This window comes from Fulvivirga sediminis (genome assembly GCF_016757215.1).
Taxonomy (GTDB): domain Bacteria; phylum Bacteroidota; class Bacteroidia; order Cytophagales; family Cyclobacteriaceae; genus Fulvivirga; species Fulvivirga sediminis.
Map to the genome: position 1 here is coordinate 518,778 of NZ_JAESIY010000002.1, position 24,507 is coordinate 543,284.

Consider the following 24,507-nt stretch of genomic DNA (forward strand, 5'->3'; position numbering starts at 1 on the left):
ACCTACAGGCAGTTATACATAATTTTATTTCAATAGGTTGATAACGGAAATTGTTAGTCCAAAAACTGAAAAAGCAAAAGATATGACCTAAATTGCAGACTAAAATTTAATATTGATTTTCAGAAGGGACGGAAACACATGAAATTTGATAAATCAGACATAATCAAAGCACTTTCTACGGTAGATGATCCTGACATTAAAAAGGATCTCGTTTCCTTAAATATGATACAGGATATTGAAGTGTTTAGTGATGCTGTAAAGTTTACAGTAGTACTTACCACTCCAGCATGTCCACTTAAGGAGCTGATCAGGAAAAACTGTGTAGATGCCATACACGAACTTGTTAATCCTGATATAAAGGTAGACATTCAGATGTCTTCTAATGTAACAACTACTCGTAACAGTGCGCCACTACTACCCAACGTAAAAAACATTATAGCGGTAGCTTCAGGTAAAGGAGGAGTAGGAAAATCAACGGTAACCTCTAACCTGGCCGTAGCATTGGCTCAGGAAGGAGCCAAAGTAGGTATTATTGATGCTGATATTTATGGCCCATCAGTACCTACCATGTTCAACTGTGAACATGAACAGCCTTCTGTAAAACAGGTAAATGGTAAAAATATAATTGTTCCTTTGGAGCAATATGGCGTAAAACTCATCTCTATTGGCTTTTTAGCCCCTGCCGACAATGCAGTAGTATGGAGAGGCCCCATGGCCAGCTCTGCCCTAAAGCAATTTATAGGGGATACTGATTGGGGTGAACTTGATTATTTACTTATAGACTTACCTCCAGGAACTAGTGACATACACCTCACTTTGGTACAGACCGTACCAGTAACGGGTGCTGTGATAGTGACTACCCCACAAAAAGTAGCATTGGCAGATGCAAAAAAAGGACTTACTATGTTTAGGCAGCCTCAAATTAACGTACCCATATTAGGTATAGTTGAAAATATGGCTTATTTTACACCTGAGGAGTTGCCTGATAATAAGTATTATATCTTTGGAGAAGGAGGAGGACAGAACTTATCAGACAAATTTGATGTTCCTTTAATCGGCCAGATACCTATTGTACAAAGCATAAGAGAAAGCGGTGATAATGGATATCCTGCTGTGCTTAAAGAAGGTAAAACAAAAGAAGCATTTACTGCGCTAGCTGAGTCTGTAGCCAGACAAGTAGCTATTAGAAATGCTACAGTAAAAGAAACAAAAACGGTAGAATTTAAAGTATAATAACCCTCAATGGAAACCGCTAACTCACTTACAATGGATGAGATAAAAGAGCAGATAGATACTGCTCTTGATAATATTAGGCCCTACTTAAAAACCGATGGAGGTAATGTGAAGTTGCTTGATGTTAGTGATGATTTGGTAGTAACGCTAGAGTTACTCGGCGCTTGTGGTTCATGCCCTATGTCTACTATGACATTGAAAGCGGGAGTAGAAGAAGCTATAAGAAAGGTAGTGCCTCAGGTGAAGTCAGTGGAAGCTGTAAATATCACCAGACCGGATGACCCTAACGCCAAATTGCCTGATAACCTAGCTTAACTAAACGGACATAAAACTGAAAACCCTAAACCTAATATTGTCCTTGGGCTGCACTCGGTGGGCATGCCTTCTATTCATTTCTCTTCTAGTTAATACTCATGCCGTAGCACAGCGATGTGCTACTCCAGTTTATGAGAAAATGACCAGCCCAAACCCTACCAAGGAAAAGGTAGAATTTGAAGAATGGATGAGTAAGAAGGTTATTTCTTTGAGAGAGGCTAAAAATTCCTCTCAAGGAAGACAAATGGCGGAGATAATCACTATTCCTGTAGTGGTTCATGTCATTCATAATGGCAGCGCTTTAGGAGAAAAAGGTAACATAACCGATGAACAAATTATCTCCCAGATAGATGTTCTCAATGAAGACTACAGAAGGCGCAATGCCGATGCCGCTAATACCCCGTCAGTATTCCAATCAGTAGCGGCTGATACGGAAATTCAATTTGCTTTAGCAAAAAGAGACCCTGAAGGATTACCCACTAACGGAATAGTTAGGGTTAATGGCCATCAAAAAGAATGGTTTACAGGAGAAAATGTGGCCCTCAAAAGATTAAGCTACTGGCCGGCTGAAGATTACCTGAACATATGGGTGACTGACATTGAAGGCAACTTTCTAGGCTACGCCCAGTTTCCTGATTCAGGCCTTAGTGGCATAGAAAATGAAAGCACTGACAGAGCCACTGATGGAGTAGTTATTGACTATCTTGCCTTCGGATCGAAGGATAAACACCCAACTTCCAGCTTAGCGGGTAATTACGACCTAGGAAGAACTGCCACGCACGAAATAGGCCACTACCTAGGCCTTAGACATATTTGGGGTGATAATACAAGCTGTTCAGGCACAGACTATGTGAGTGATACACCCACACAGCAAAACTCTACTAACTCCTGCCCAAGTGGAGTATTAGAATCATGTGGTTCCAGAGATATGTATGAAAACTACATGGACTATACCAGCGATGCCTGTATGAACTTGTTCACCAAAGGACAAAAGGAGCGTATTAGAATAGTGATGGAAAACAGCCCTCGCCGGGCTAGTTTAAAAAACTCACTAGGTCTAGTCGAGCCCGTTATTGTAAGTAACAACCTTGGTATTAGGAAAATTATAACACCCGAAACAGCAGATTGTGCAGACACATCAGTTCCTACACTTGAAATAAGGAACTATGGAAATAATACCATCACTTCCGCCAAAATATCATTAAAAGTAAACGGTAGCGTAGTTGAAACTAGAACATATGGAATCAATCTTGCTCCATTAGCCATGACCACTGTAAGTTTCAGCACATACACTTACGGTTTTCCAGGCACCTACAATTTCGAGTTTGAAATCACACAAGTAAACGGCTTATCAGATAATGATAATAGTAATAATATAGCAGAAATACTGGTCACTAAGCCTGAAGAAGCAGAACTTCCTTTTAACATAGACTTTAATACTTTCCCAGCAAACTGGACTATAGAAAATCCTGACGAGCATATAACCTGGCAACTGGTCAACGCACCAAAAGAAACATCGTCCAACCGAGCTCTAGGTATTGATTTCTTTAATTATGAAAACGGAGCTGTTGATATTTTAAAATCCCCTTCCATAGATATTTCTGAGTCACCGGTAGCCGTATTGAAATTTGCAGTGGCTTATGGCGGCTTATCTAAGTCAGGAAAGGAAGGGCTCTTAGTTACCGTCAACCCTTATTGTGGAGATGCAATAGATAACGCTGACACTGTTTATTATAAAGTAGGAAATGATTTAAAATCATATGATAAGTTTGACCCGACTAATGCATCAGATTGGAAATACGAGGCTGTAGACCTAGAGGCATACAGAGGTCAAAAAATCAGCATCTCCTTTATTGCTATTAATGCCAACGGCTCCAGGCTGTACATAGATGATATTGAATTTGATGATACTAAAAAAACTGACATCGCTCTTGAATACATAGTATCACCAGCGCCTGTAGCATGCAGTACCTCTGATCTGGAATTTATTGTTAGAAATCAGGGCACGGAGGCTATTGCTTCCTTTGATTGGCAATATATCTTAGATAATGATGAAGTTCAAAATTTCCATTGGGTAATGACTAACAACGACTCTTTACTTCCTAATGCCACCAAAGTTATGTACCAAGACCTTCCTGGTTTGTCAAAAGGAGAGCATTCTTTAGAAATACTCGTAAAGAACCCCAATGAAGAATTAGACAACAATCCTCTTAACAGCAGCAAAAACCTTACTTTTTACATAGATGGAAGTTATGACTACATACCCATAAAAGAAAATTTTGAAACTTTCGAAGAAAGTCTCTGGCTCATTACTAGTGAGTCTAAAAACACCAACACTTGGACTATTGATAGCTTAGACAATAATATTGCTTTACGTCTGAAAGCCACGAACAATGAACCTAATAAAACCGAAGGCTGGCTAACAAGCCCTGCGCTTATTTTTGAAGGCTTCAACACGGCTCATCTTTCATTTGACCTAGCCGCCTCATACAGTGAAAATGATGGCAGCTTAGTTACCGTGCTAGGTAGTACAGACTGTGGCACCACCTATGAAGATATACTTCTTTCAGTATCTTATAATGATTTAATTAATGGAGGTTTTTCAGGAGCTCCAGATAAGGATAATTGGCAAACATTCAACATCAACCTTAACCAATATCTGGGGCAACAAGGGGTTAGACTTGCCTTTGTTAGCTCTGGGAAACAAGGCAGTAATGTTTACCTAGATGATATCAATATTTTTGTTACTGACCAGCATATAAAGGGAGTACACAAACCTTATCCAAATCCTTCAAGAGGAACTTTTTATCAACCATTCGACCTTGATTATAAGCAAAAAGTAGATATTATCATTTACAGTACAAATGGAAAAATAATGGCAGAGAAGAGCTTTGATAACACGCTCAATCAGACATACACCATTGATCTATCTTCTTTTTCCAGCGGAATTTATTTAATTAAAGTCAAAAGCGAATCATTTACCGATATAAACAGAATTATGATTCAGCGATAAACAACTATCTCTTAGATATCTTTATCTTTGGCCTTTGATGCCAATTCTAAATTTATGAATACTAAAAAGTCTGTTGCCGTCATATTTGGAGGTAAATCCGTTGAACATAAAATATCTATCAACTCTGCTAAAAATGTAGCCGAATTTCTTGATAAATCGGCTTTTGAGACCATATTCATTTACATTTCTACAGATGGTAAATGGTATTTAACCGATCAGATCAACGGAGACTATCATGAATCTGACCAGCTCCTTCTCATACTAGACCCCACAAGAAAAGGATTCTATCATATTAATGGTGGTAAAAGTATCTTACCAGATATTGTTTTTCCTGTATTGCATGGTACTGACGGAGAAGATGGAAGTATTCAAGGTATGCTTGAAGCCGTAAACCTACCCTTTGTAGGTACTGGCGTATTAGGATCATCCGTCTCAATGAATAAATTATATTCAAAAAGACTTTTAGAGGCTGCCAATATCCCCGTAAGTAATTACATATCTTATAGTTATAACGAAAAACATCTGATCTCATATAGAGAAATAACAGATAGACTACAATCTCCTTTCATGGCGAAAGCAGCCAACTTGGGATCTTCAGTAGGAGTTCATAAAGTAACTAGCGAAGAGAAATTTAAGCATGCTTTAGAAGATATTTTCAAATTTGACAAAACCGTGATTTTTGAAGAATTTGTAGAAGGCAGAGAATTGGAGTGTGCCGTAATGGGTAATGATGATCCCCAAGCTACTTTTCCTGGAGAAATAGTGGTAAGCAGTGACTATGAATTTTACACTTATGATGCTAAATATCTCGATCCAGAAGCAGCCAAGCTTCAGATCCCAGCGCAAGTAAGTGAAGAAATTGCTGCGAATATTCAAAAGCTATCAATCCAAAGCTATAAAGCCTTAGCCTGCGAAGACTTTGCAAGAGTAGATCTTTTTCTAAAGAAAAATGGAGAAATCATAATCAATGAGATTAATACCATACCAGGCTTCACTAACTCCAGCATGTTTCCGATGATGTGGAAAGAACGTGGCTTAGAGTTTACACCGCTGCTTACTAAGCTTATAGAGCTTGCGTTAGAAAAATATGAATCATCACAAAGACTAAGTAATAATTATAACCCATAACTATCAATAAAATTTAATTTTATCTCTTTATAAGAATTGATTAAGTTTGAACGTTTAGTTTATTCATAAATGTAGAATGAAAGTACAACAAAAATCATTAAAGGATTTTTTAATTCATCTTGTAATTGTAGCCATCCTGCTTCTTGGCGGTACTCTGGCCTTCTTTTATATGTATCTGCCTAGTTATACTAATCAGGGAGAATCGATAACTGTACCTAATCTGGATGGTATAAGTATGGATGAAATAGATGATTTTTTGACTAAAAGAAATTTGAGGTATGAGGTAAACGACTCAACCTTTTCAGAAGATTATCCGCCCCTGACCATTGTAAAGCAATATCCTAAGCCAGGCAGTAAGGTAAAAGAAAACAGGAAAATATTCATCTCTATAAATAGAGTGAGCCCTCCTACTGTGCCTGTACCTGATTTGGTAGACAGATCACTGCTCAATGCAGAGGCCGTACTGAAAAGTAATGAATTAAAAAGAGGCGAAATAATATACCAGCCGAGCCAGTTTCACAACCTAGTTCTGGACATGCAGATGAATGGTGAGAAAATTGAAAAAGAAGATAGAATACCCAAAGGATCAGTTATAGACCTGATTGTAGGCAACGGCTCAGGAACTTCTATGTTTAAAGCCCCTAATATAGTAGGAAGTGAACTAGAAGATGCAACATTTGTTATTTTGGGATCTAACTTGAAAATTGGCTTAATAGCTCTTGAAGGAGACACTACAGGAATGAAGGCCATAGTCACAAAACAAGAGCCTTTTGCCGGCTCACAAGTAAATGTAGGAGACGAAATAGACATTTGGATATCACCTGCAGAAACAACTGTTGAATAATAAATGACAGAAACTAACCCATAAACTATGTTTAAGATTTCAGGTAAAGTCATATGTCTAATATCATTAGTAACCTTATGTTATCAGGCAGTACACGCACAAATATCTTATTTTCCTTTACCTGAAGTTTCTAAACCCGCCGTTAATAAAAAAAGCCATTCAACAGCAAGGCAGCAGGAAGATACCCCTCTTAACCTTCCCTTCTGGGATGATTTTTCTTTTTCTGACAATACCCCCTCTGATAGCTTATGGTACACTAACGGCGTATTTGTAAATAATGGCATGGGCGTTAACCCTCCGAGCATTGGTGTGGCCACTTTTGATGGACTAAGTGGTTCTGGAGCTCCGTATTCAACTAACACTAATAGCTTTGGCATTACTGATACCCTAGCAAGCAAACCAATAGATTTAAGTGGGCTCACTGTATCAGATAATGTTTACCTTAGTTTCTACTATCAATATGCCGGCTATGGAGAAGCTCCTGAAGAAAATGATGACATTAGTCTATTGTTTAAAGATGTTAATGGTATATGGAATACAATATGGCCAGCAGGAGAAGAATTGACTAGAGACAGTTTATCATTCCATCAGGTAGTATTAAAAGTAGATGACGAAGATTATTTTTATGATCAGTTTCAGTTTCAATTCATTGCTAATGGTCGTCAATCAGGCATCTTCGATATATGGAACATTGATTATGTATATATGAATAAGGGCCGAAGCCTAAATGCCGAAGACACCAGCTACCCAGATCGATCCATTAGTTCACAACCATACTCACTCATGGGAGATTATCAGGCAGTGCCCATAAACCATTTTTCTAACGAATATTTCTCAGATATTAGTTTTTCGCTCTATAACCTGGATAACCCTGAAGACATAGATGTAGATAACCTGCCGAGAAGGCAGCCATACGTTTACGAGCTTTACCTAGATGTAGTTAGTTACAAAGACTCATTGAGCAGTATTACTAAGTTTGACAATAGCAGCGACATAACCAACAGTATATTATACCCACAAGAAACTGTATCTATTACAGCTCCAGTAAGTGAGCTTCAATTAAACGAAGGCGATATAGATACCGCTTCAGACTCCGTTTTCATGGATCTAGAGCTAGTAATTAATGCATCCGATAATTTAACATCTGGTGAGGATGTGGTGGGTGACTATGTTCCTGAAGTTTTTTCCCCGATAGATTTCAGACATAATGATACTACTCATGTTAGGCTGGCTCTAAAAGATTACTATGCGTACGATGATGGACAAGCTGAAGCGGGAGCTGGCCTCAACTTTTCAGGAGACTTTCTTGCATATAAATTCACAATGCCAGAATCGGTCAGTGACAGTATCACTCACATAGATATGTACTTTCCCTATTTGGGTACTTCACCTATTGGCAGAAACATATTTTTATGCGTATGGGATGACAATAATGGCAAGCCGGGAACCCTGAGGGTAAAAACCTCGCAATCAATTAGTAATACGGGAAGAAATAAATTTACCAGATACAGCCTTGGGACAAAAATAAATATCAGCGGCACCTTCTATGTAGGCTATTTACAAAACTCTAATGGAAAACTAGGTGTAGGGCTGGATAGAAATACTGACACCGGAGATAAAATATATTATAATCTGGATGGCACTTGGCTACAAAACAGTCTGGTATCCGGCAGCTTAATGATTAGACCTGTTTTCGGTGAGTTTAAAGGCACTACAACAGGTATAGAAAAGCCAGATATTAAAAACATTAAAGTTTACCCTAACCCATCTAATGGGGAATATATTCTTGAAGGAAATTATCAGGATATCAACCTAACAGACATCAGAGGAGTAAGGAAAGATTTTTTAATCGAAGATATTTCAAATGAAAAGCATCTTCTAAACATAAACCAATTGCCTGCAGGCATTTATATATTACAGATCCATTCGCAAAACAACACACGATCCATAAAAATTTTCAAACAAGCTCAATGAAAGAAATAGAGGTAACGGAATATAAAGAGAGAGTAAAAAATGACAGCAGTATTCTGATAATTGATGTAAGAGAATGCTGGGAATACGATGAGAACAATATTGGAGTAACGAATTATCCGCTAGGCGAACTGCCTCAATACTTAAATAAACTCCCCAGTAACAAGGATCACGAAATTATTATTCACTGCGAATCAGGCCGTAGAAGCAGACAAGCTGCTAAATACCTCACTCAACAAGGCTATACAAAAGTAAGTAGCATTAAAGGAGGACTCAAGGCTATTTTACTTAACTCATAACTAGGCAATATTTCCCAAATAAACTTAGAGGACGGTTCCACTAACCTCCTCTAATGCCGAATCAGACACCTCAAAATTGAATTAACTTTTAAAAGTATTTTTTTAACAAAACAACCAAATACTTACATCCATTCAAAGATTATATTTTTCAACCTTTTTAGGAACTTCAACTTAAAAATAGGGCTTTTTTTTTAAGTTTATTAGGTGATTTCACCTAAATAAGATAATTAATGATTAGAATTTTAACATCGAATTCATTAATTAATCACCTTTTATATTACACCATACCTCGGCAAGAAAATTTATCACCCTGTTACATAGTCTCAATTCATCCAATTAAACAAAAGTTTAGTCACATTATTAACGGGTGTTGATTAAGCTTTTGAACTCTTAAACATTTATTACATTAAACGGTATTAATCTATGAGATCGGTATTTTTTACTATTACGTGTCTTTTTATTTTTAGTTACCATGCACAAGCACAAAATATTGACAAGCAAAAGACTAAAATCTTATACACACAGCTACCTTCAAAACCATTACCTGAAGGAATTACCAAATATCATGTAAGAACAAGTCTTGGCGCTATTCCATCTAGTGAAAGTAGAACTGAAATCACTAATCGACTCAAAAGTGCTTCAGAAATAAGCCATTTAGAAAAGACTAATGATGAAGGGTTAAAGGTGTTAGCCAAATTAGAATCATACTACAAAGGTGATACTAAGTATGAGTCAGTTACTCGAAAAGAAAAGAGAGATGACAAAGAAATCTCTGTGACCTATTACTACCTTACCTTTGAATATAAATTCCCTGTATATGTAGAAATAACTTTACCTGATGAAGTAGATCCATATTTTGCGCAATTTGTAGCCAATTCAAACAGCCCGTCACAATATAGAAGTAGAGAATTTCAATCTTCTTCAGCATTAAACTCATGGTGGAGTGAAAGTTATAACAGTGTACAGGCTGAACTTAGAAAAAAAATGCTTGGACAATATATCTCAGAGTTGCAGAGTACAATTTCCACAAACTTCAGCTATCATAAAGAACCGTTGTACACTGAGTTTTTGACGGTAAAAAAGTTTAAAAAATTCGAATACGCTGACCTTGATGAGGCATGGGAAAAAGCTAAAGTGGCTCTAGACAAAATTTCAGAAAATGACATTGTATTCAGTGCAGATTTTAATTCAGCTATGTTAGAGGCTATCTCCATGTGGCAAACAGCACTTAATGAAAGTGACTTAGAAGATAAGAAGTCAAGAATCAACAAAAAAGTAACTGAGGCTATCTACAACAATATGTTTCTGGCCTATACCATGATGTCAGAGTTTGAGAAAGCTGAAGAAATAAAACAAATAGCAGAAGAAAGAATCAACAAAAGAGCTATCGACAACTATGCAGAGAACTTCTTAATTGGCAGAAAGCAAAGATTTGAAGCTAATGAAGGAAGAATTCCTGCATCAATTTAATCTGAATAACTTAAATCACCTAGATCTGCTTTTATTTTTAAAACTCATTACAAATTAAAATCATGAAGTATTTTTCATTACTAGCAATTGCAACCACCTTTTTATTTTTTTCGTGCGGAGAATCAGAAGAAAAATTACCTGATAATGTTATCAAAAATTCTCAAGGTTTGGATATTGATCTCGAATGGGAAACTGGCGGATCATCTCAAAAAGCAATAGAGGATGCTAATTTAGATCTATATCTCTATCAAGGTGAAAATCAAATAGATCCTTCTGTCTATTATTCTAGCTTCGAAACTGTATCTATTCAGAGTCACTTCAAAGATGGTGACTATACCATAAAAGTAAAACTACAAAACTCAGTGGACAGGGTTGATTATACGATTTTCGCGAATGGAATTGATGCCAACGAAAGCATTAGTTATAGCAGTTACTTTTTATCTTCTGATAAAGGTACTATAGTAGATTACCTTAAGATTAAAAAAGAAGGCGATACTTATACAATTACTAATTTATAATATCTTGTAAAAATAAAGAGGTCACTCTATCATTAGTAGTGACCTCTCTTTTGTTTAATCCTAATTTTAAGGAATACTAGTTTTTCACAGAGTAATAGTATCCTTAAGCAGAATATCATCAGAAGCTCTACCTACCCATATTTCAAAATTTCCTGCTTCTAAAATCCATCCATGTTTGGCTTCATCATAATATTTAAAGGCATCTTCATTCAACTCAAAAGTAATATTCTTACTCTCTCCTGATTTTAAGAATACTTTCTCAAAAGCCTTTAACTCTTTAACTGGTCTTTTTACAGATGACTCTACATCATGTACATACACCTGTACTACTTCGGCTCCCTCTTTATCCCCAGTATTAGTCACTTTAACATTTGCCATAACCGTGTTACCCGTCTTAGATAGTTTCAAGTCGCTAACCTCAAAAGTAGTGTAAGACAAGCCATGACCAAAGGCAAATTGTGGTACTACTTTATAAGTATCATTATATCTGTACCCCACAAAAACTCCTTCGTTATAATGAACATTTAAGGTATCAGCGTCACCTGGATATTCACCCAAAGCATGAGCTGGTGAATCTTCTAAAGATTTAGGAAACGTAAAAGTGAGTTTTCCAGAAGGGTTAGCATCTCCAAATAATATTTTAGCTAGAGCCGTTCCTCCTTCCATCCCGGGATACCCAGCAAACAATACTGCAGGTACATTGGCTAACCATTGACTTACCTCCATAGCTCCTCCCCCCATTAAAACTACCACAGTTTTAGGGTTGGCTTTAGTTATTTTCATTATCAACTCATCTTGCTGAACAGGCATTTTCAAACTTGGTTTATCTACACTTTCCATGTCATACTTACCATCGTTCCACTCTACTCCAAATCCATGATTCCAGCCACCTACATATATCACATAATCGGCCTCTTCTGCTGCTTTTACGGCCTCAGCCACTAATGCCTCATTTACTTTTTCTTCTTTAGAAATCTCGAAGCCTGGAGCATAAGTAATCTCTATATCAGCTCCTACAAGCGCCTTAATACCCTTTAATGCTGTAACTTCATGTTTGGCTCTTACTTGGCTGCTACCTCCTCCCATAGCCATATCATAATCAGCATTAGCACCTATTACAGCAATCTTCTTCACCTCTTTACTTAAAGGCAAGAATCCATCATTTTTTAATAATACAATTCCTTCTTCAGCCACTTTTTCAGCTGTTTCCTGATGAGCAGAGGTATTGAAGCTGCCCTCCGGTCTTTTATTAAACATGTGAGTAGCATACATAACCCGAAGGATACGACGCACTTTATCATCAATTAATGCTTCATCTATACTTTTATTTTCTACTAAAGCAATAACAGTATCTGCCATGAAGAATTTAGAGTAATCAATATTAGGCATTTGACTAAGATCAGTACCCATTTCCAGATCAGTACCATTTTCCAATGCTTGCTTTGTATCATGAACAGCCCCCCAGTCACTCATTACCAAACCTTTAAAGCCCCACTCATCTTTTAACACATCATTTATAAGATATTCATTATGGGTTACAAACTGACCTCTAAACTTATTATAAGACCCCATCACAGTGTAAACATTGCCCTGTTTCACAGCTGCTTCAAACCCTGGTAAATAGATCTCTCTAAGAGCCCTCTCGCTCATCTCCACATTTATAGATGATCTTTTTATTTCCTGATTATTCGCAACATAATGTTTCAAAGAAGCTGCCACTCCTTGATCTTGCACCCCTCTGATATAGCCTACCGCCATTTTAGAAACCAGATAAGGATCTTCACTTTGATATTCAAAATTACGGCCATTCAGTGGCGTTCTCATAATATTTATACCTGGTCCTAGAATAACATCTTTACCCCTTTTGTTAGCCTCGGCCCCCAGCACTTCACCATAAGCATAGCCTAATTCAGGGTTCCAGGTAGATGCTAAGGTAATACTTGCAGGAAGATAGGTGGCAGAATCAGTCCCTTCATTATCCAAAGCCCAGTCTCGACCATGCTCTGGCCTTACTCCATGAGGGCCGTCAGACATAGTAAGTTCGGGGATCCCTAACCGCTCTACTCCTCCGGAAGTAAATGAAGAACTGGCATGAATCATACCCACTTTCTCCTTTAACGTCATTTTGCTAATAAGATCGTCTATCTCTTTTTCATGCCGCATCAAAGGATTTTTGATATCCTCACTTTCGGCTACTTCCGTAGTTTCAATAGTAGTACAGGCCGCCATGCATAATAGCAAAACCGCCCTTGAAAATCGTGTAAAAATATTCATGAGTTATAAATTTGTTAACAGTTAATATAGTTCTCAAAAATGCAGAAAATATAACTAGAGAAGGAGTTTATATGTTGCAAAAAGGGAGATGAAATGTTAAATAAGCCATTTGATGTATTTTTGTGTTATAATAATTTCACCTAAAACATCAATATAGAAACATTACATCGGAATTAGCCAACCTTAACGGAAGTCATTGTGAGGGAGCCAGCAACTGCTCTGTCATTAAAAAATGCGATCTTATCCTTATCTGTTTTGAGACCTAGGGTGTAGATCAGTGGTAAATAGTGATCTGGGGTAGGAATGGCCAAACTTGCAGCTCTACCTAAGGATTGATATTTTATCAAAGGCTTATGGTCTCCTGAAGTAATGAGTGATTTAAAGGTGTCATTTAACTCCAGTGCCCAGTCATATCCGTAAGTATCATTAATTTTATCCCAGGCCACCATTCTCAGGTTATGAACCATATTGCCACTACCGATAATGAGTACTCCCTTTTTTCTTAAAGCATAAAGCTCCTTAGCCAATTCATAATGATACTGAGCTCCTTTACTATAATCAATACTGAGCTGCAATACTGGTATTTTAGCATCTGGATACATGTGTCTTACCACTGTCCAGGTTCCATGGTCTAAGCCCCAGTCATGATCGAGCTCTACCTGAGTAGATTTTAACAAATCAACTGTTTCATTCGCGAGTTGGGGATGACCAGGAGCAGGATACTGCACCTGAAAAAGTTCTTTAGGAAATCCTCCAAAATCGTGTATGGTTGGAGGGAAATCCATTGCGGTAATTTTGGTTCCTTTTGTATACCAATGGGCAGATACCACTAACACCGCTTTCGGCTCCGGAACTTCATTAGCCATAGCTGTCCATCTCCTAGAAAATTCATTATCTTCTATTCCATTCATAGGTGAACCATGACCTATGAACAATACAGGCATTATAAAATCTTGTTCTGCTAAGCCTGAGGTAAACTTATTGAAAGCTGATAAAGTTGTCATTCCCGCTATTCCTGTTATAATATTCCTTAAAAATTCTTTCCTATGCATTGAAAGCTGGTTTAACCATTAACTATACAAGCGCTACATATATACACAAAGTTATGGTTAGTTATTGCCAAAAACACCTCAATTAAAATCAATAGACATTCAGTATTCTCCAGATATCATATGTCTTTTCTAAGATGCACTTTACTTCTTTGTGGTAAAAACTGACAATAATCACTCCTTTATACGTACTTCTGAAGAATTAAGGTATCTGTGATTTTATATACCTTTGAACTAAAATTAAGTAATATTGATATAGACTATGTCAAAAAAAATATACGTTGCCTCCCCTTTAGGCTTTTCTGAAGCGGGAAGAGCTTTTATGTATGGCAATATTATCCCAACCATAGAAGAGCAGGGATATGAAATTCTTGATCCATGGAAACTGACCTCTCGTGAGCTGATGCAACCCGTTATGGATATGCCTTATGGACCTGAGAAAAAGCAAAAATGGGCTGAACTTAATAAAGTAATAGGCGCCAATAATGCTGAGGCTATACGTGAATGCAGCGGTGTAGTGGCTATTCTTGATGGAGTAGATGTAGATAGTGGCACCGCGGCAGAGATTGGCTTTGCGGCTGCATTAGAGAAGCCAATTATCGGATACAGAGGGGATTTCAGGTTATCCGCTGACAATGAAGGCTCTACCGTTAACTTACAGGTACAGTACTTCATAGAGTTTCGTGGAGGTAAGGTAATTACTCAATTAGCAGATTTAAAGCCTCTTTTAAAAGAGATATTCATGTAAAAATACCCAGGCATTTTCATTGCCTGGGGTTATTTTATTTCTGAGAAACAGCTAAAGTAGGTTCTATTTTACTTTGAAGCATTTTAATGATAACGTAAGTAGCGCTGTGAATTATAGTATTCATATTTTCTAAATCCAATTCGCTTACCTCATCTCCTTCTTCATGGTAATACTTGTAATTTTCAAAGTCAAACGTTGAAAAGGTATGACTAGGAATATTGAATTCTTTGTAAAAGGCATAATTATCTGATCTTCTGAATAAGCCATAGGTAGAAGCCACCGGCAGAAATTTCACAAATTCTTTACCAGCGATTTCATTCATTTTAGCAGCACAGTCGGATTTATTAAAACCAGTCATGTAAACCTCATCTGTTCCTGAAGTCAGGGTTTTACCCAGCATTTCAAAATTGAGCATATAAGCCAAATCAATCCTCTCTTGTTTCAGCCTTTTGGCTAAATGTTTAGAGCCTGCCAACCCTGCCTCTTCAGCACCAAATAAAGCAATAATAATATTATAATCGAACTTATATTTATTTAACTCTTTAGACATTTGCAACACTGCGGTAACTCCACTAGCATTATCATTAGCTCCATTATAGACCGTATCTGTGCGACTAGGGGAAGGACCTAAGTGATCCAAATGAGCGCCAATAAGCACATACTTTTTATCCTTAGTCTTATCTCCAATAAAAGCTACAATATTAGCTGTAGACTTACCTTTTATGAGAAAAGTATCTCTATAGCTATCGGCAAAATATGGCTTAACTCCTTCTTTCTTAAAGTAAGCCTCTGTATAGTTCATGGCTAATTCAAAATCAGGATGACCTGATTTCCTACCATTAAACGCATCGGAAGCCAACTCTTTTATTAATGCTTCAGTTTCTATCAGAGGTTGATTTTCCTTTAAAGTCTCTACAGTAATTCTCGTTGCAGGTTTACATCCCAGAACTAGGAATACAAGTGTAAATAATGCTTTTCCTTTCATTTTAAATTTTAATAATCGCACAAGATAATAATCATGAACTTATGAATCAAAATGAAATTCTTTTGAATGGAAAAATCACCTTGGTTAGATTACCTCTTCTTTTCTAATCTATACATTAATACGCTATGCCCCTTTAGGTTAGCTTTTAATTTGTTCTTTGTAGAAGTTTTGTCTTTTTTATTCCAAAGGTTTATCAAGCTATATTCATTTTTAGAAAATCCTGGCGATAAATGATTAATTTCATCTATTACCTTTTCATGTTCCCAATCAAATTCCGCCTTTTTTTCCTCTCTGCTTCTATTTAAAAAGCAAACTGCCCATTGATTATCCTTCAATGGCTTGAACCAAACTGAAACACTATCTTTCATCTGATATTTAAATCCTTGAATTCCTAAAGGGTCTTGATTAACGGCGATAACATCTCTATTGGTGAGAATACTTTTCGTTTCGTCACTCATATTTCTTAAGTCATTGCCTGCTATTAGTGGAGCCGCTAGCATCGCCCACATAGAAAAGTGAGCCTGATCTTCATTTGTTGACATACCATTACCTACTTCCATCATATCGGGATCATTCCAATGACCGGGGCCTGCATATTTCCTTAGCCCTTCCTGCATATCCAGTATTTGCAAAACTCCCCACGAAGACCAATCTCCATGATCATACTCACAATCAAAGCAGCTATAAATATCTCCTGTGGTTCTCCATAAATGTGCGATAGGTTCACCCCACTCCCAAGGATTATAAGTACCCCATTCACACATACTGAATACAATAGGTCTGCCTGCCTCGAACAAAGCATCCCTCATGGTTAAGTAGGCTCCTTTAGCAGAAAGATCTTCTGTATTACACCAGTCATATTTAAGGTAATCTACTCCCCAGCTGGCATAAGTTTGAGCATCCTGATATTCTCTTCCTCTACTGCCAGGCTTACCTCCACAGGTTTGCCAGCCTGCATCCGAATAAATACCAAATTTTAAGCCTTTAGAATGGACATAATCCACCAAGGCTTTCATACCAGAAGGAAATCGTTCTTTATTGGCATGTATAAAACCGAGACTATCACGCTCACCATGCCAGCAATCATCGATAACAATATAGGTATAGCCATCATCTTTCATTCCGGTAGATACCATGGCATCGGCTGTTTCTTTTATTAAGTTTTCATTGACATCACATGCAAATTTATTCCAGCTATTCCACCCCATAGGAGGGGTTTCTGCTAGCCCTTCAAACTTCTGAGCTTGAGCTATAGAAACGACTGCAAAAAACATAACAGCAACCATAAGAAATATTTTATTCATTTTACTCAGGGTTCATATTTTTAGTATTACTTACTAAATTATCCTTTATAGAAAGGATCGATGCGAGGTAAAATGCACAAACGAGGGAGTCATTTGTTTCGAGACTGCTAAAGACATAAAAAAAGAGGCTGATCAAACTAATTTCGATGCAACCTCTTCTTCAAGTAATTAATTTAAATGATCTATTAAGACATTGGCGGAGGTGGTGGTGGCATCGCTCCAAAGTCAGAAGAGAACTCTCCTATCTTTCCAGCCTGATCCCAATTAGCCATACCCTCAGCCCATACCATCGTATCTCTATTCACATTTCCTTGCTTGATATATTCCTTTATCTGAGATACAGGATAAGGTCCGTTTTGACTTCCGTTTAATATCACAAAATACTTCTTTTCATTGAATGGCGGTGGTGTAGACCCTCCATTTGATGAATTTTGATATTGCTGATTATTCATTAAATTATTGGCCATACCAAAACCTAAACCCATGCCTACAGCATCAGAAACTCCCGCACCCGGGTTATTAGCCGCATCCTCTAATGATTTTCCCATTTGAAAACTGTTAAAATTATTTTCCCCTACAGCTCCCATACTGGTTCTCTTATCAATCATTCTCTCTACTTCTTCTGGCAATGAGATATTCTCTATTACAAAATCAAGTAAGTCTAAACCGAACTCATTAAATTTTGCTTTCAATTTCTCATTACAGACTGCAGACAACTCGTCATACTTAGCAGCAACGTCTAACACGGGAATTTTAGCTTCAGCCAATGCATCTGAAAATCCTGACACAATTATGCTTCTTAAAAAATCCTGAATATCCTCAGTCTTATACCCTGAATTAGTTCCTGCGACTTCACTTAAGAATTTCTTAGGTTCAACTATTCTAATGGAAAAGTTACCAAATGCACGCGCTCTTACTACTCCAAAGTCTTGATCCCTCATCATGACTGGGTTAGGTGTACCCCAACCCAAGTCGATCATGCGTTTAGTACTAACAAAGTATACTTCTGATTTAAAAGGACTATCGAAACCATACTTCCATCCTTTTAAAGTACTTAGAATTGGGAGGTTACTTGTACTTAGTTCGTGACGGCCAGGAGTAAATACATCCGCATATTCACCTTGATCGACAAATACAGCCGCTTGACTTTCTCTAACAATTAATTGAGCTCCATTTTTGATCTCATTGTCATGTCTCTCAAACCTATGTACCAGGGTATCATTAGAGTCATCCAGCCATTCAATAATATCTATTAACTCATTTTTCAAACTATCAAACCATCCCATATCACTTACTCTTTAAAATAGCACCACAGCTAGAACACTTAGTAGCTGAAGCATCATGCATGGTACCACATTTAGAACATTTGATTTTTGCTATTTCTTTAGATGAGCTATGATCATCAGAAGCATGAACATGAGCAGGCTCACTTTGAGCTTTCACAGAGTCCATTTTCTCTTTTGCTGCCATTCGGTCTGCCTTTTTCTTTCCTTCATACTCTTCATGATAGCTAATAAGTTTGTTATTAGTTTCCTTTAACTCATCCGTTAAAGCTTCCATAGCTTTTAAGAATTCTGTATCAGAAGTATAACCTTCTGATGAAAAAGCTTTTGCCTTTTGTATTTTCTCTTCTGCTCCTTTTAAGAAATAAACCGTTTTCTCTGTGAAATATGAATCCTCTATTGTTTCTAAATCAGTAAAAGAGCTCTCGGTTTGTTTTACTGCTTTTTTAAAGTTTAATACTTTATGAATAGGATAAATAAGTCTAAACTTTACCTCAAAAGTTCCTTGAGACCTATCCTTCTCCTCTATCAAAGAGTTAGCCTCTTGCATTGCCTTTATTTTTTCTTTCTCATCAGCTATTTCTGAGGCTTTATCAAATGCCTCCTGTGCTCTAGCTAGATCTTGAGCTAACGCATCTTTAAGTATCGGATACTCTTTTGACAAGGACTCTACTCTTGCCTTATTCTTATTCCATTCACTAGTTTCTTTCTCTACAGAAGAACCACATGCCCCCATGATAACACTTATACTTACAAACAGGGCTAAAATTTTCAGCTTTGTCATTATTATTGAAATTATTTTTTGCTTTATCCCAACAATCAAGTCCAAAGTAACCTTCAATAAGAAATATTATATTATAAAAAAATGTTCAGATTATATATTATAAAAAAATATTAATACTCAAGAGCTTTAAAATAATCCTATTTCAATTAAGTGACACTTCAATCTTCACTACTTTCTTTTTAGGTAAGTTTAATTGTATTTGCTCTGGCTTAATCCTTTTTCCCTTGTTTCCGGCCTCCTGCACAGACGCTATTTCACCAGGAAAATCTAAAGTCACCTTCTGCTCCACTTCAGAGAAAAGTTCAACAATAATTTTTTTCTTATTCCAGCTCATTTCTCTCAACTCCACCTGCCCTCTTAACAGTACTCCAGACAGCTCCCCATCGGTCCACTCTGCTGGCAAAGCAGGAAGCAGGGAAATATTTCCTTGCTCAGCATACACGAGCATTTCAATGATCACCGCTGGCAGGCCCCCACTTATATCTGTATTTAAGAGGTTTCCTACATTATGGAAGGAGCCCATTCCTGATGACCAATATTTAGAAGAAAGCCATTTTACAGCATCATAGGCCTTTTCTGCATCTTTTAAGTGAGCTGCACTAAGGCCTAGCTGCACCAATCCAAAGGCCATTTCTCCTCCTCCTTCCTCTTCTCTAAACTCAAGTTTTTTCTCTATTAATTTCTCTGCTCCTTCTTTTAGAATAGGTTTATTCAAAATATCAGGATCCATGTAGTTATACAAAGAATAGAGCTGAGAAACATGCCTGTGCCTGTAGTTATCTTCTAGTTCAGGTGATAGCCACTCTGCCAGTACGCCCTCTTCATTGACTGTGTAGTTAGGCATACTTTTTAGCATAGTTTCCCACTTTTTAAGCTGCTTTTTATCCTCTCCTAATACTCGCCCTGCTGTTATTGCATTTCGTAATAGTTGCTTTGCAATCATCACATCCATGGTGGCATTAATGGCTGCTTGCGAACTGTGGTTTGCAGGATTATTTTCGGGTGAATATGATGGATTAAATAAATACTTCCCATCCTTCTTCTCAGTTAAAAAATCTTCGTAAAACCAAGCCACTTTCTTCATCCATGGGTAAGCGTGTTCTTTTAAGTAGGTTTCATCTCCAGTATATAAATAATAATTATACATTATATCAGCAGCCCAGCCAGCACCACCTGTCCACAGCGTGAGGCACCAAGTTTCACTAAAGTCAGTAGGCCACCCCGAAGTGGAGGTATGAGCAGGAAGCACAACTCCCCTGGCATCAAAAAGTCTCTCGGCATTATGCTCAAAGTCTGGTGTATACCTTTCCATATAATTAACATAGACAGACATCAGCTCTGGCATATTTCCGGACATCAAAGAAGCCATGGCAGAAGGTAAGTTGCCATCATGAGTATAGTCTGCTGCCCAAGGCGCCGTCCAGGTGCCCGACCATAGGCCTTGTAGATTAGGAGGATTAGCCCCCGTACTACTAATAATATTGTATCTCCCAGCATCAAAAACCTTTTCTATCAAGGCCGGTGAAACTCCACTTTGTGCTGCATTTAAAAGCAACTCCTCTGTGTGCAGACTTTTGGTCTCTTTACTGCTGTGTAGATCTAGTTTCGTTCTAGAAAATATATTTCCCTGGATAGAGGTATGTCTATCCAGCAAATATTGATATTCTGGTTTTAAGTTATTGATCGCATTTTTTAGTGCCGCTGTAATGCCTTGCTGTTTACTATAATTAAGGTCAATCTTTATGAGTAAAAGCACTTCTTCTGCCTCTTTTATTACTAAATCATTACCGCGCACTTCACTTGATCCTCCTTTCAAGATAAGCTTACCTACCCCTTCATATGACTTAATACTGCCTTTATATTCCTTTTTAAAATTACTTTTATATGTAAGCCATTTTTCGCTAGCACGGGCGCTCATGGCATCAATATGTTCCCCTACAAAGGCCCATTGATCCCAATTTACTGGCCTGTTTTTAAAGCCTATTGTACAGTTTATCGGATGATCAGAAGTAATGGAAAGTACGATGACACTATCCGCTCTGGAGACAAAAACTCTGCGATCAAATGTACCTAAATCATCAATCCATGTGGTTTTAGCCTCACCTGTCACAAAATCAGTAGACCTCTGATATTTACTAATATTAGCCGCTTCTTGAGTGATTTTAAGATCAAAAGCAGGAATAAAGGGATCTCTTTCATCAGCATACCCCTCTGCTTTTCTGATATCAACAGGAATTTGGGCCGCTTCTTCATAATTACCTGCTTTGATCAGCTGCTTTATTTCTTCCATTCGGGAAGATTGATCAAAGAGCTCTTTAGATTTTTCTTTTGGCAAAAAAAGCTGTCCATGACTTAAAATAATGGTTTCTTCATGAGGATTGCCAAATACCAAAGCTCCCATAGTTCCATTACCTGTTAGCAAGCCATGCTCCCAACTAGGAGCTGGCAGCCAACTAGTAAAACCTCGCTCTGGAGGTTGAAAAACATCTTGTTGTGCCCTCGCTGCTGAAACTATTGCAACGCTCACTGCTATTACAATCCCAACTAATATTCGTCTCATTATTGTCAAAATTCAATTTACATTGAGGAGATAAAACTGATTTCTCTTTTCATCTTAACCGATCCGTCTTACTGATTTTTTGGTGGGTATTAATCCTTGGAAGATTAATTAATTTCTGAGCTGAGAGGTTTTGCTTCAGTCCTATCCCCATGAGTTGTAACTCCAAAGGTGTTCATCAAGCTAATGACACCTGTTACATTAAAAATAAGCTCTCCCATTGCTGAGAGAGCTTTCCTGTTTTATTTAGTAGTTATGTTAAGGCTAGCACTTTCCAAGCCCTCCACCGAGGCTGTTATATTAACACTTCCGGCCTCCGAAGTAGATTGTATTATGGCCAAGGCCAATCCATGAAAAGCCTTTCTTTGCTCTGACTTAAATGACTCCATACTGGTAGGATCTCCATTATCAACACCTACTATCTTTCCTTTTCCCTCCAATGAAAACTTCACCTGATTATCAGCATCGGGCACTACATTTCCTTCTTTGTCTAAAATACTTACGGTTACAAAAGCTAGATCCTTACCATCAGCCTTAATATCTGCTCTATCTACTTCTAACTTTACTCTTGCTGGTTTACCGGCAGTATTTACTTCCTTGGTCATTACCACCTCACCGTCTTTTCTGGTCACTACTTTTACTACACCAGGCTCATAGTTTAGCCTCCACATCACGTGCATATCATCTCCTTGTTTTTTCCTTACTCCTTTACTCTCACCGTTTAAAAATAACTCGGCTTCATCAGCATGATTATAATAAGACCATACATCTATGGTTTTACCTTCTTCCCAATTCCAGTGAGGAAATACATGCAAAACAGAATCTTCAGTCCACTCACTTTTGTACAGATAATATGTGTCCTTAGGGAAACCGGCCAGATCTACCACTCCAAAATAAGAGCTACGAGAGGGCCAGGTATACGGAGTAGGCTCTCCTATGTAATCAAAGCCAGTCCATATGTACATACCGGACAGGTAATCATGCTTTTCAATGATTTTTAGTGTTTCTTCATGAGTAGAACCCCAAGGTGCACTTACATTATCATAAGCAGAAACGGTATTATCAGCATTACCTTCCGTAAACTCCAAATCCCAACGAATCGGCCATCTTCTAATACTATCTGAAGGCATATCATAATGACCTCTGGTAGCTAGAGCTGAAGTAGTTTCAGTAGCTATAAACTTCTCTCCCGGGAAGTTCTCTGGGAAAGGCTCATAATCCTGATGATGATAATTGAAGCCCACAAGATCTAATGCTCCTGAAAGGTAAATATTATTTTTAGGCTGTGGATCATTAAGCGCTGAGGTAATAGGGCGCGTTTCGTCTAAAGATTTAACTATATCGGCCAGCTCTTTGGCTATGGTTGTTCCTGTGCTGTCAAACTGCTCTAATATTTCATTACCAATACTCCAAATAAATATACTGGGATGGTTTCTATCCCGTTTTATTAAATCTTCAAGGTCTTGCTTATGCCACTCATCCCAAACAGAAGCATAGTCATATTCTGATTTTTTCTTAGCCCACATATCAAAGGCTTCATCCATTACTATAAAGCCCATGCTATCACATAGCTGCAGTAACTCTGGTGCTGGCGGGTTATGCGCAGTACGAATTCCATTAACTCCCATTCCCTTCATGATTTCCAGCTGTCTCTCCATCGCTCTTACATTCACAGCAGCTCCGAGAGCGCCCAGATCATGATGGTTACAAACCCCTCTTATTTTAAGAGGCTCACCATTGAGCGTAAATCCTTTTTTCGCATCAAAATTAAAATATCTGATACCTAGTGGAGTTGAATATTCGTCTATGACTTTACCTTCATGCTCTATAGTAGTGACTACTTTATACATAAATGGATCATCTACAGACCATAAATGAGGTTGTTTTACTGAAATTTCAGTACTAAGCTGATTGTCACCAGCTTTTAATTCTTTTTCTAATGATCCCGAAGCTATGGTTTGACCATCTTCAGAAACTACCTTATTAGCAATAGTTACTTTTTGTGAAGCAGATCTATTTTGAATACTGATATTAAGGACTACTAATGCTGAGTCTGAAGACACCTGAGGAGTGGTCACCTGCGTACCCCATTGATCTACAAAGGTTTTGTTTGTTTTAACTAACCATACATTTCTATAAATACCAGACCCTGAGTACCATCTACTATTCGGTTGCTGATCATTATTTACCTTTACAGCAACTACGTTTTCCTGATCTCCATAATGCAGATGTGGTGTAAGCTCATACCTGTATGAGATATAGCCATTCGGCCTTTTTCCTAAATATTCACCATTGATCCATACCTCACCATTAGAGTATATTCCATCGAAATCAATAAACACAAGCTTAGCAGAATCGGTCTTATCTAACTGAAAAGTCTTTCTATACCAGCCGATGCCTCCTGGAAGTGCTCCTCCACCTACTCCGGCAGGATTTTCCTTATCAAACTTTCCTTCTATGCTCCAATCGTGAGGAAGGTCTAACTGGCGCCAGGTAGAATCTGTAAAGTTCGGTTTGCTGGCATCTAGCGTGCTGTCTGCCAAAGAAAATCGCCAGTTTTGATCAAAGTCAATGACTGACCGATTAGAATTACTTTCTCGCTTGCAACTAAATGCTATCAGAAGTAAGCTTACAAAAATTAGTTTGTGATACGAATGAGCCACTTTATTACTTTTTAGTGATCAGATTAAAAAAATATGAATGCCCGGATAACATTAACCCGGACATTCAAC

Annotated in this window: 18 protein-coding genes; 10 read left to right on the forward strand and 8 right to left on the reverse strand. The window is 37.7% G+C overall.

Features of this window, described 5'->3' with window-relative positions:
• Positions 1–138 precede the first annotated feature (138 nt).
• The 9 genes from JL102_RS05540 to JL102_RS05580 all read left to right on the forward strand — a co-directional run bounded on the left by JL102_RS05540 (position 139) and on the right by JL102_RS05580 (position 10,791).
• A complete protein-coding gene (locus tag JL102_RS05540; RefSeq protein ID WP_202243245.1) occupies positions 139–1,233 on the forward strand; it encodes an Mrp/NBP35 family ATP-binding protein in 1,095 nt (364 codons plus the stop codon).
• A 9-nt stretch (positions 1,234–1,242) separates the two neighbouring features.
• Positions 1,243–1,548 carry a NifU family protein gene (locus JL102_RS05545; RefSeq protein ID WP_202243246.1) on the forward strand — a complete coding sequence of 102 codons (306 nt, stop codon included), beginning with the start codon at positions 1,243–1,245 and terminating at the stop codon, positions 1,546–1,548.
• 139 nt (positions 1,549–1,687) lie between these two features.
• Positions 1,688–4,561, forward strand: coding sequence for a T9SS-dependent choice-of-anchor J family protein (locus JL102_RS05550; protein WP_202243247.1), 2,874 nt, complete (start codon positions 1,688–1,690; stop codon positions 4,559–4,561).
• Between the two features lie 54 nt (positions 4,562–4,615).
• A complete protein-coding gene (locus JL102_RS05555) occupies positions 4,616–5,689 on the forward strand; it encodes a D-alanine--D-alanine ligase family protein (RefSeq protein WP_202243248.1) in 1,074 nt (357 codons plus the stop codon).
• Positions 5,690–5,765: 76 nt separating this feature from the next.
• Positions 5,766–6,533 carry a PASTA domain-containing protein gene (locus JL102_RS05560; RefSeq protein WP_202243249.1) on the forward strand — a complete coding sequence of 256 codons (768 nt, stop codon included), beginning with the start codon at positions 5,766–5,768 and terminating at the stop codon, positions 6,531–6,533.
• A gap of 27 nt (positions 6,534–6,560) precedes the next feature.
• Entirely contained in the window at positions 6,561–8,507 is a 1,947-nt protein-coding gene (locus tag JL102_RS05565) for a T9SS type A sorting domain-containing protein (protein ID WP_202243250.1), read from the forward strand.
• A complete protein-coding gene (locus JL102_RS05570) occupies positions 8,504–8,803 on the forward strand; it encodes a rhodanese-like domain-containing protein (protein WP_202243251.1) in 300 nt (99 codons plus the stop codon). The genes JL102_RS05565 and JL102_RS05570 overlap by 4 nt, the downstream gene beginning before the upstream one ends.
• Before the next feature lie 423 nt (positions 8,804–9,226).
• Positions 9,227–10,273 carry a hypothetical protein gene (locus JL102_RS05575; protein ID WP_202243252.1) on the forward strand — a complete coding sequence of 349 codons (1,047 nt, stop codon included), beginning with the start codon at positions 9,227–9,229 and terminating at the stop codon, positions 10,271–10,273.
• A gap of 62 nt (positions 10,274–10,335) precedes the next feature.
• Positions 10,336–10,791: a hypothetical protein gene (locus tag JL102_RS05580; RefSeq protein ID WP_202243253.1), complete on the forward strand. Its 456-nt coding sequence runs from the start codon at positions 10,336–10,338 to the stop codon at positions 10,789–10,791.
• Between the two features lie 84 nt (positions 10,792–10,875).
• Here JL102_RS05580 and JL102_RS05585 read toward each other — a convergent pair whose 3' ends face one another.
• Together JL102_RS05585 and ygiD are read right to left on the reverse strand one after the other, a co-directional pair.
• On the reverse strand, positions 10,876–13,065 hold the full coding sequence (locus JL102_RS05585; RefSeq protein WP_202243254.1) for a glycoside hydrolase family 3 C-terminal domain-containing protein: 2,190 nt from the start codon (positions 13,063–13,065) through the stop codon (positions 10,876–10,878).
• Between the two features lie 173 nt (positions 13,066–13,238).
• Positions 13,239–14,069, reverse strand: a complete 831-nt coding sequence (ygiD, locus tag JL102_RS05590) for a 4,5-DOPA-extradiol-dioxygenase (protein ID WP_202243338.1) — start codon at positions 14,067–14,069, stop codon at positions 13,239–13,241.
• Between the two features lie 307 nt (positions 14,070–14,376).
• On the opposite strand from ygiD, the gene JL102_RS05595 reads away from it, so the two are divergent.
• Positions 14,377–14,862: a nucleoside 2-deoxyribosyltransferase gene (locus tag JL102_RS05595; protein ID WP_202243255.1), complete on the forward strand. Its 486-nt coding sequence runs from the start codon at positions 14,377–14,379 to the stop codon at positions 14,860–14,862.
• Between the two features lie 34 nt (positions 14,863–14,896).
• On the opposite strand, the gene JL102_RS05600 is transcribed toward JL102_RS05595, so the two are convergent.
• The 6 genes from JL102_RS05600 to galB form a co-directional block, all read right to left on the reverse strand.
• Entirely contained in the window at positions 14,897–15,847 is a 951-nt protein-coding gene (locus JL102_RS05600; RefSeq protein WP_202243256.1) for a M28 family metallopeptidase, read from the reverse strand.
• 89 nt (positions 15,848–15,936) lie between these two features.
• Positions 15,937–17,151: a glycoside hydrolase family 27 protein gene (locus JL102_RS05605; RefSeq protein WP_202243257.1), complete on the reverse strand. Its 1,215-nt coding sequence runs from the start codon at positions 17,149–17,151 to the stop codon at positions 15,937–15,939.
• Between the two features lie 185 nt (positions 17,152–17,336).
• Positions 17,337–18,437 carry an SPFH domain-containing protein gene (locus tag JL102_RS05610; RefSeq protein ID WP_202243258.1) on the reverse strand — a complete coding sequence of 367 codons (1,101 nt, stop codon included), beginning with the start codon at positions 18,435–18,437 and terminating at the stop codon, positions 17,337–17,339.
• A 1-nt stretch (position 18,438) separates the two neighbouring features.
• Positions 18,439–19,218: a zinc finger Ran-binding domain-containing protein gene (locus tag JL102_RS05615; protein WP_202243259.1), complete on the reverse strand. Its 780-nt coding sequence runs from the start codon at positions 19,216–19,218 to the stop codon at positions 18,439–18,441.
• A 142-nt stretch (positions 19,219–19,360) separates the two neighbouring features.
• Positions 19,361–21,778, reverse strand: coding sequence for a glycosyl hydrolase family 95 catalytic domain-containing protein (locus JL102_RS05620; RefSeq protein WP_202243260.1), 2,418 nt, complete (start codon positions 21,776–21,778; stop codon positions 19,361–19,363).
• A 239-nt stretch (positions 21,779–22,017) separates the two neighbouring features.
• Positions 22,018–24,438, reverse strand: coding sequence for a beta-galactosidase GalB (gene galB, locus JL102_RS05625; protein ID WP_317191619.1), 2,421 nt, complete (start codon positions 24,436–24,438; stop codon positions 22,018–22,020).
• Positions 24,439–24,507: the final 69 nt, after the last annotated feature.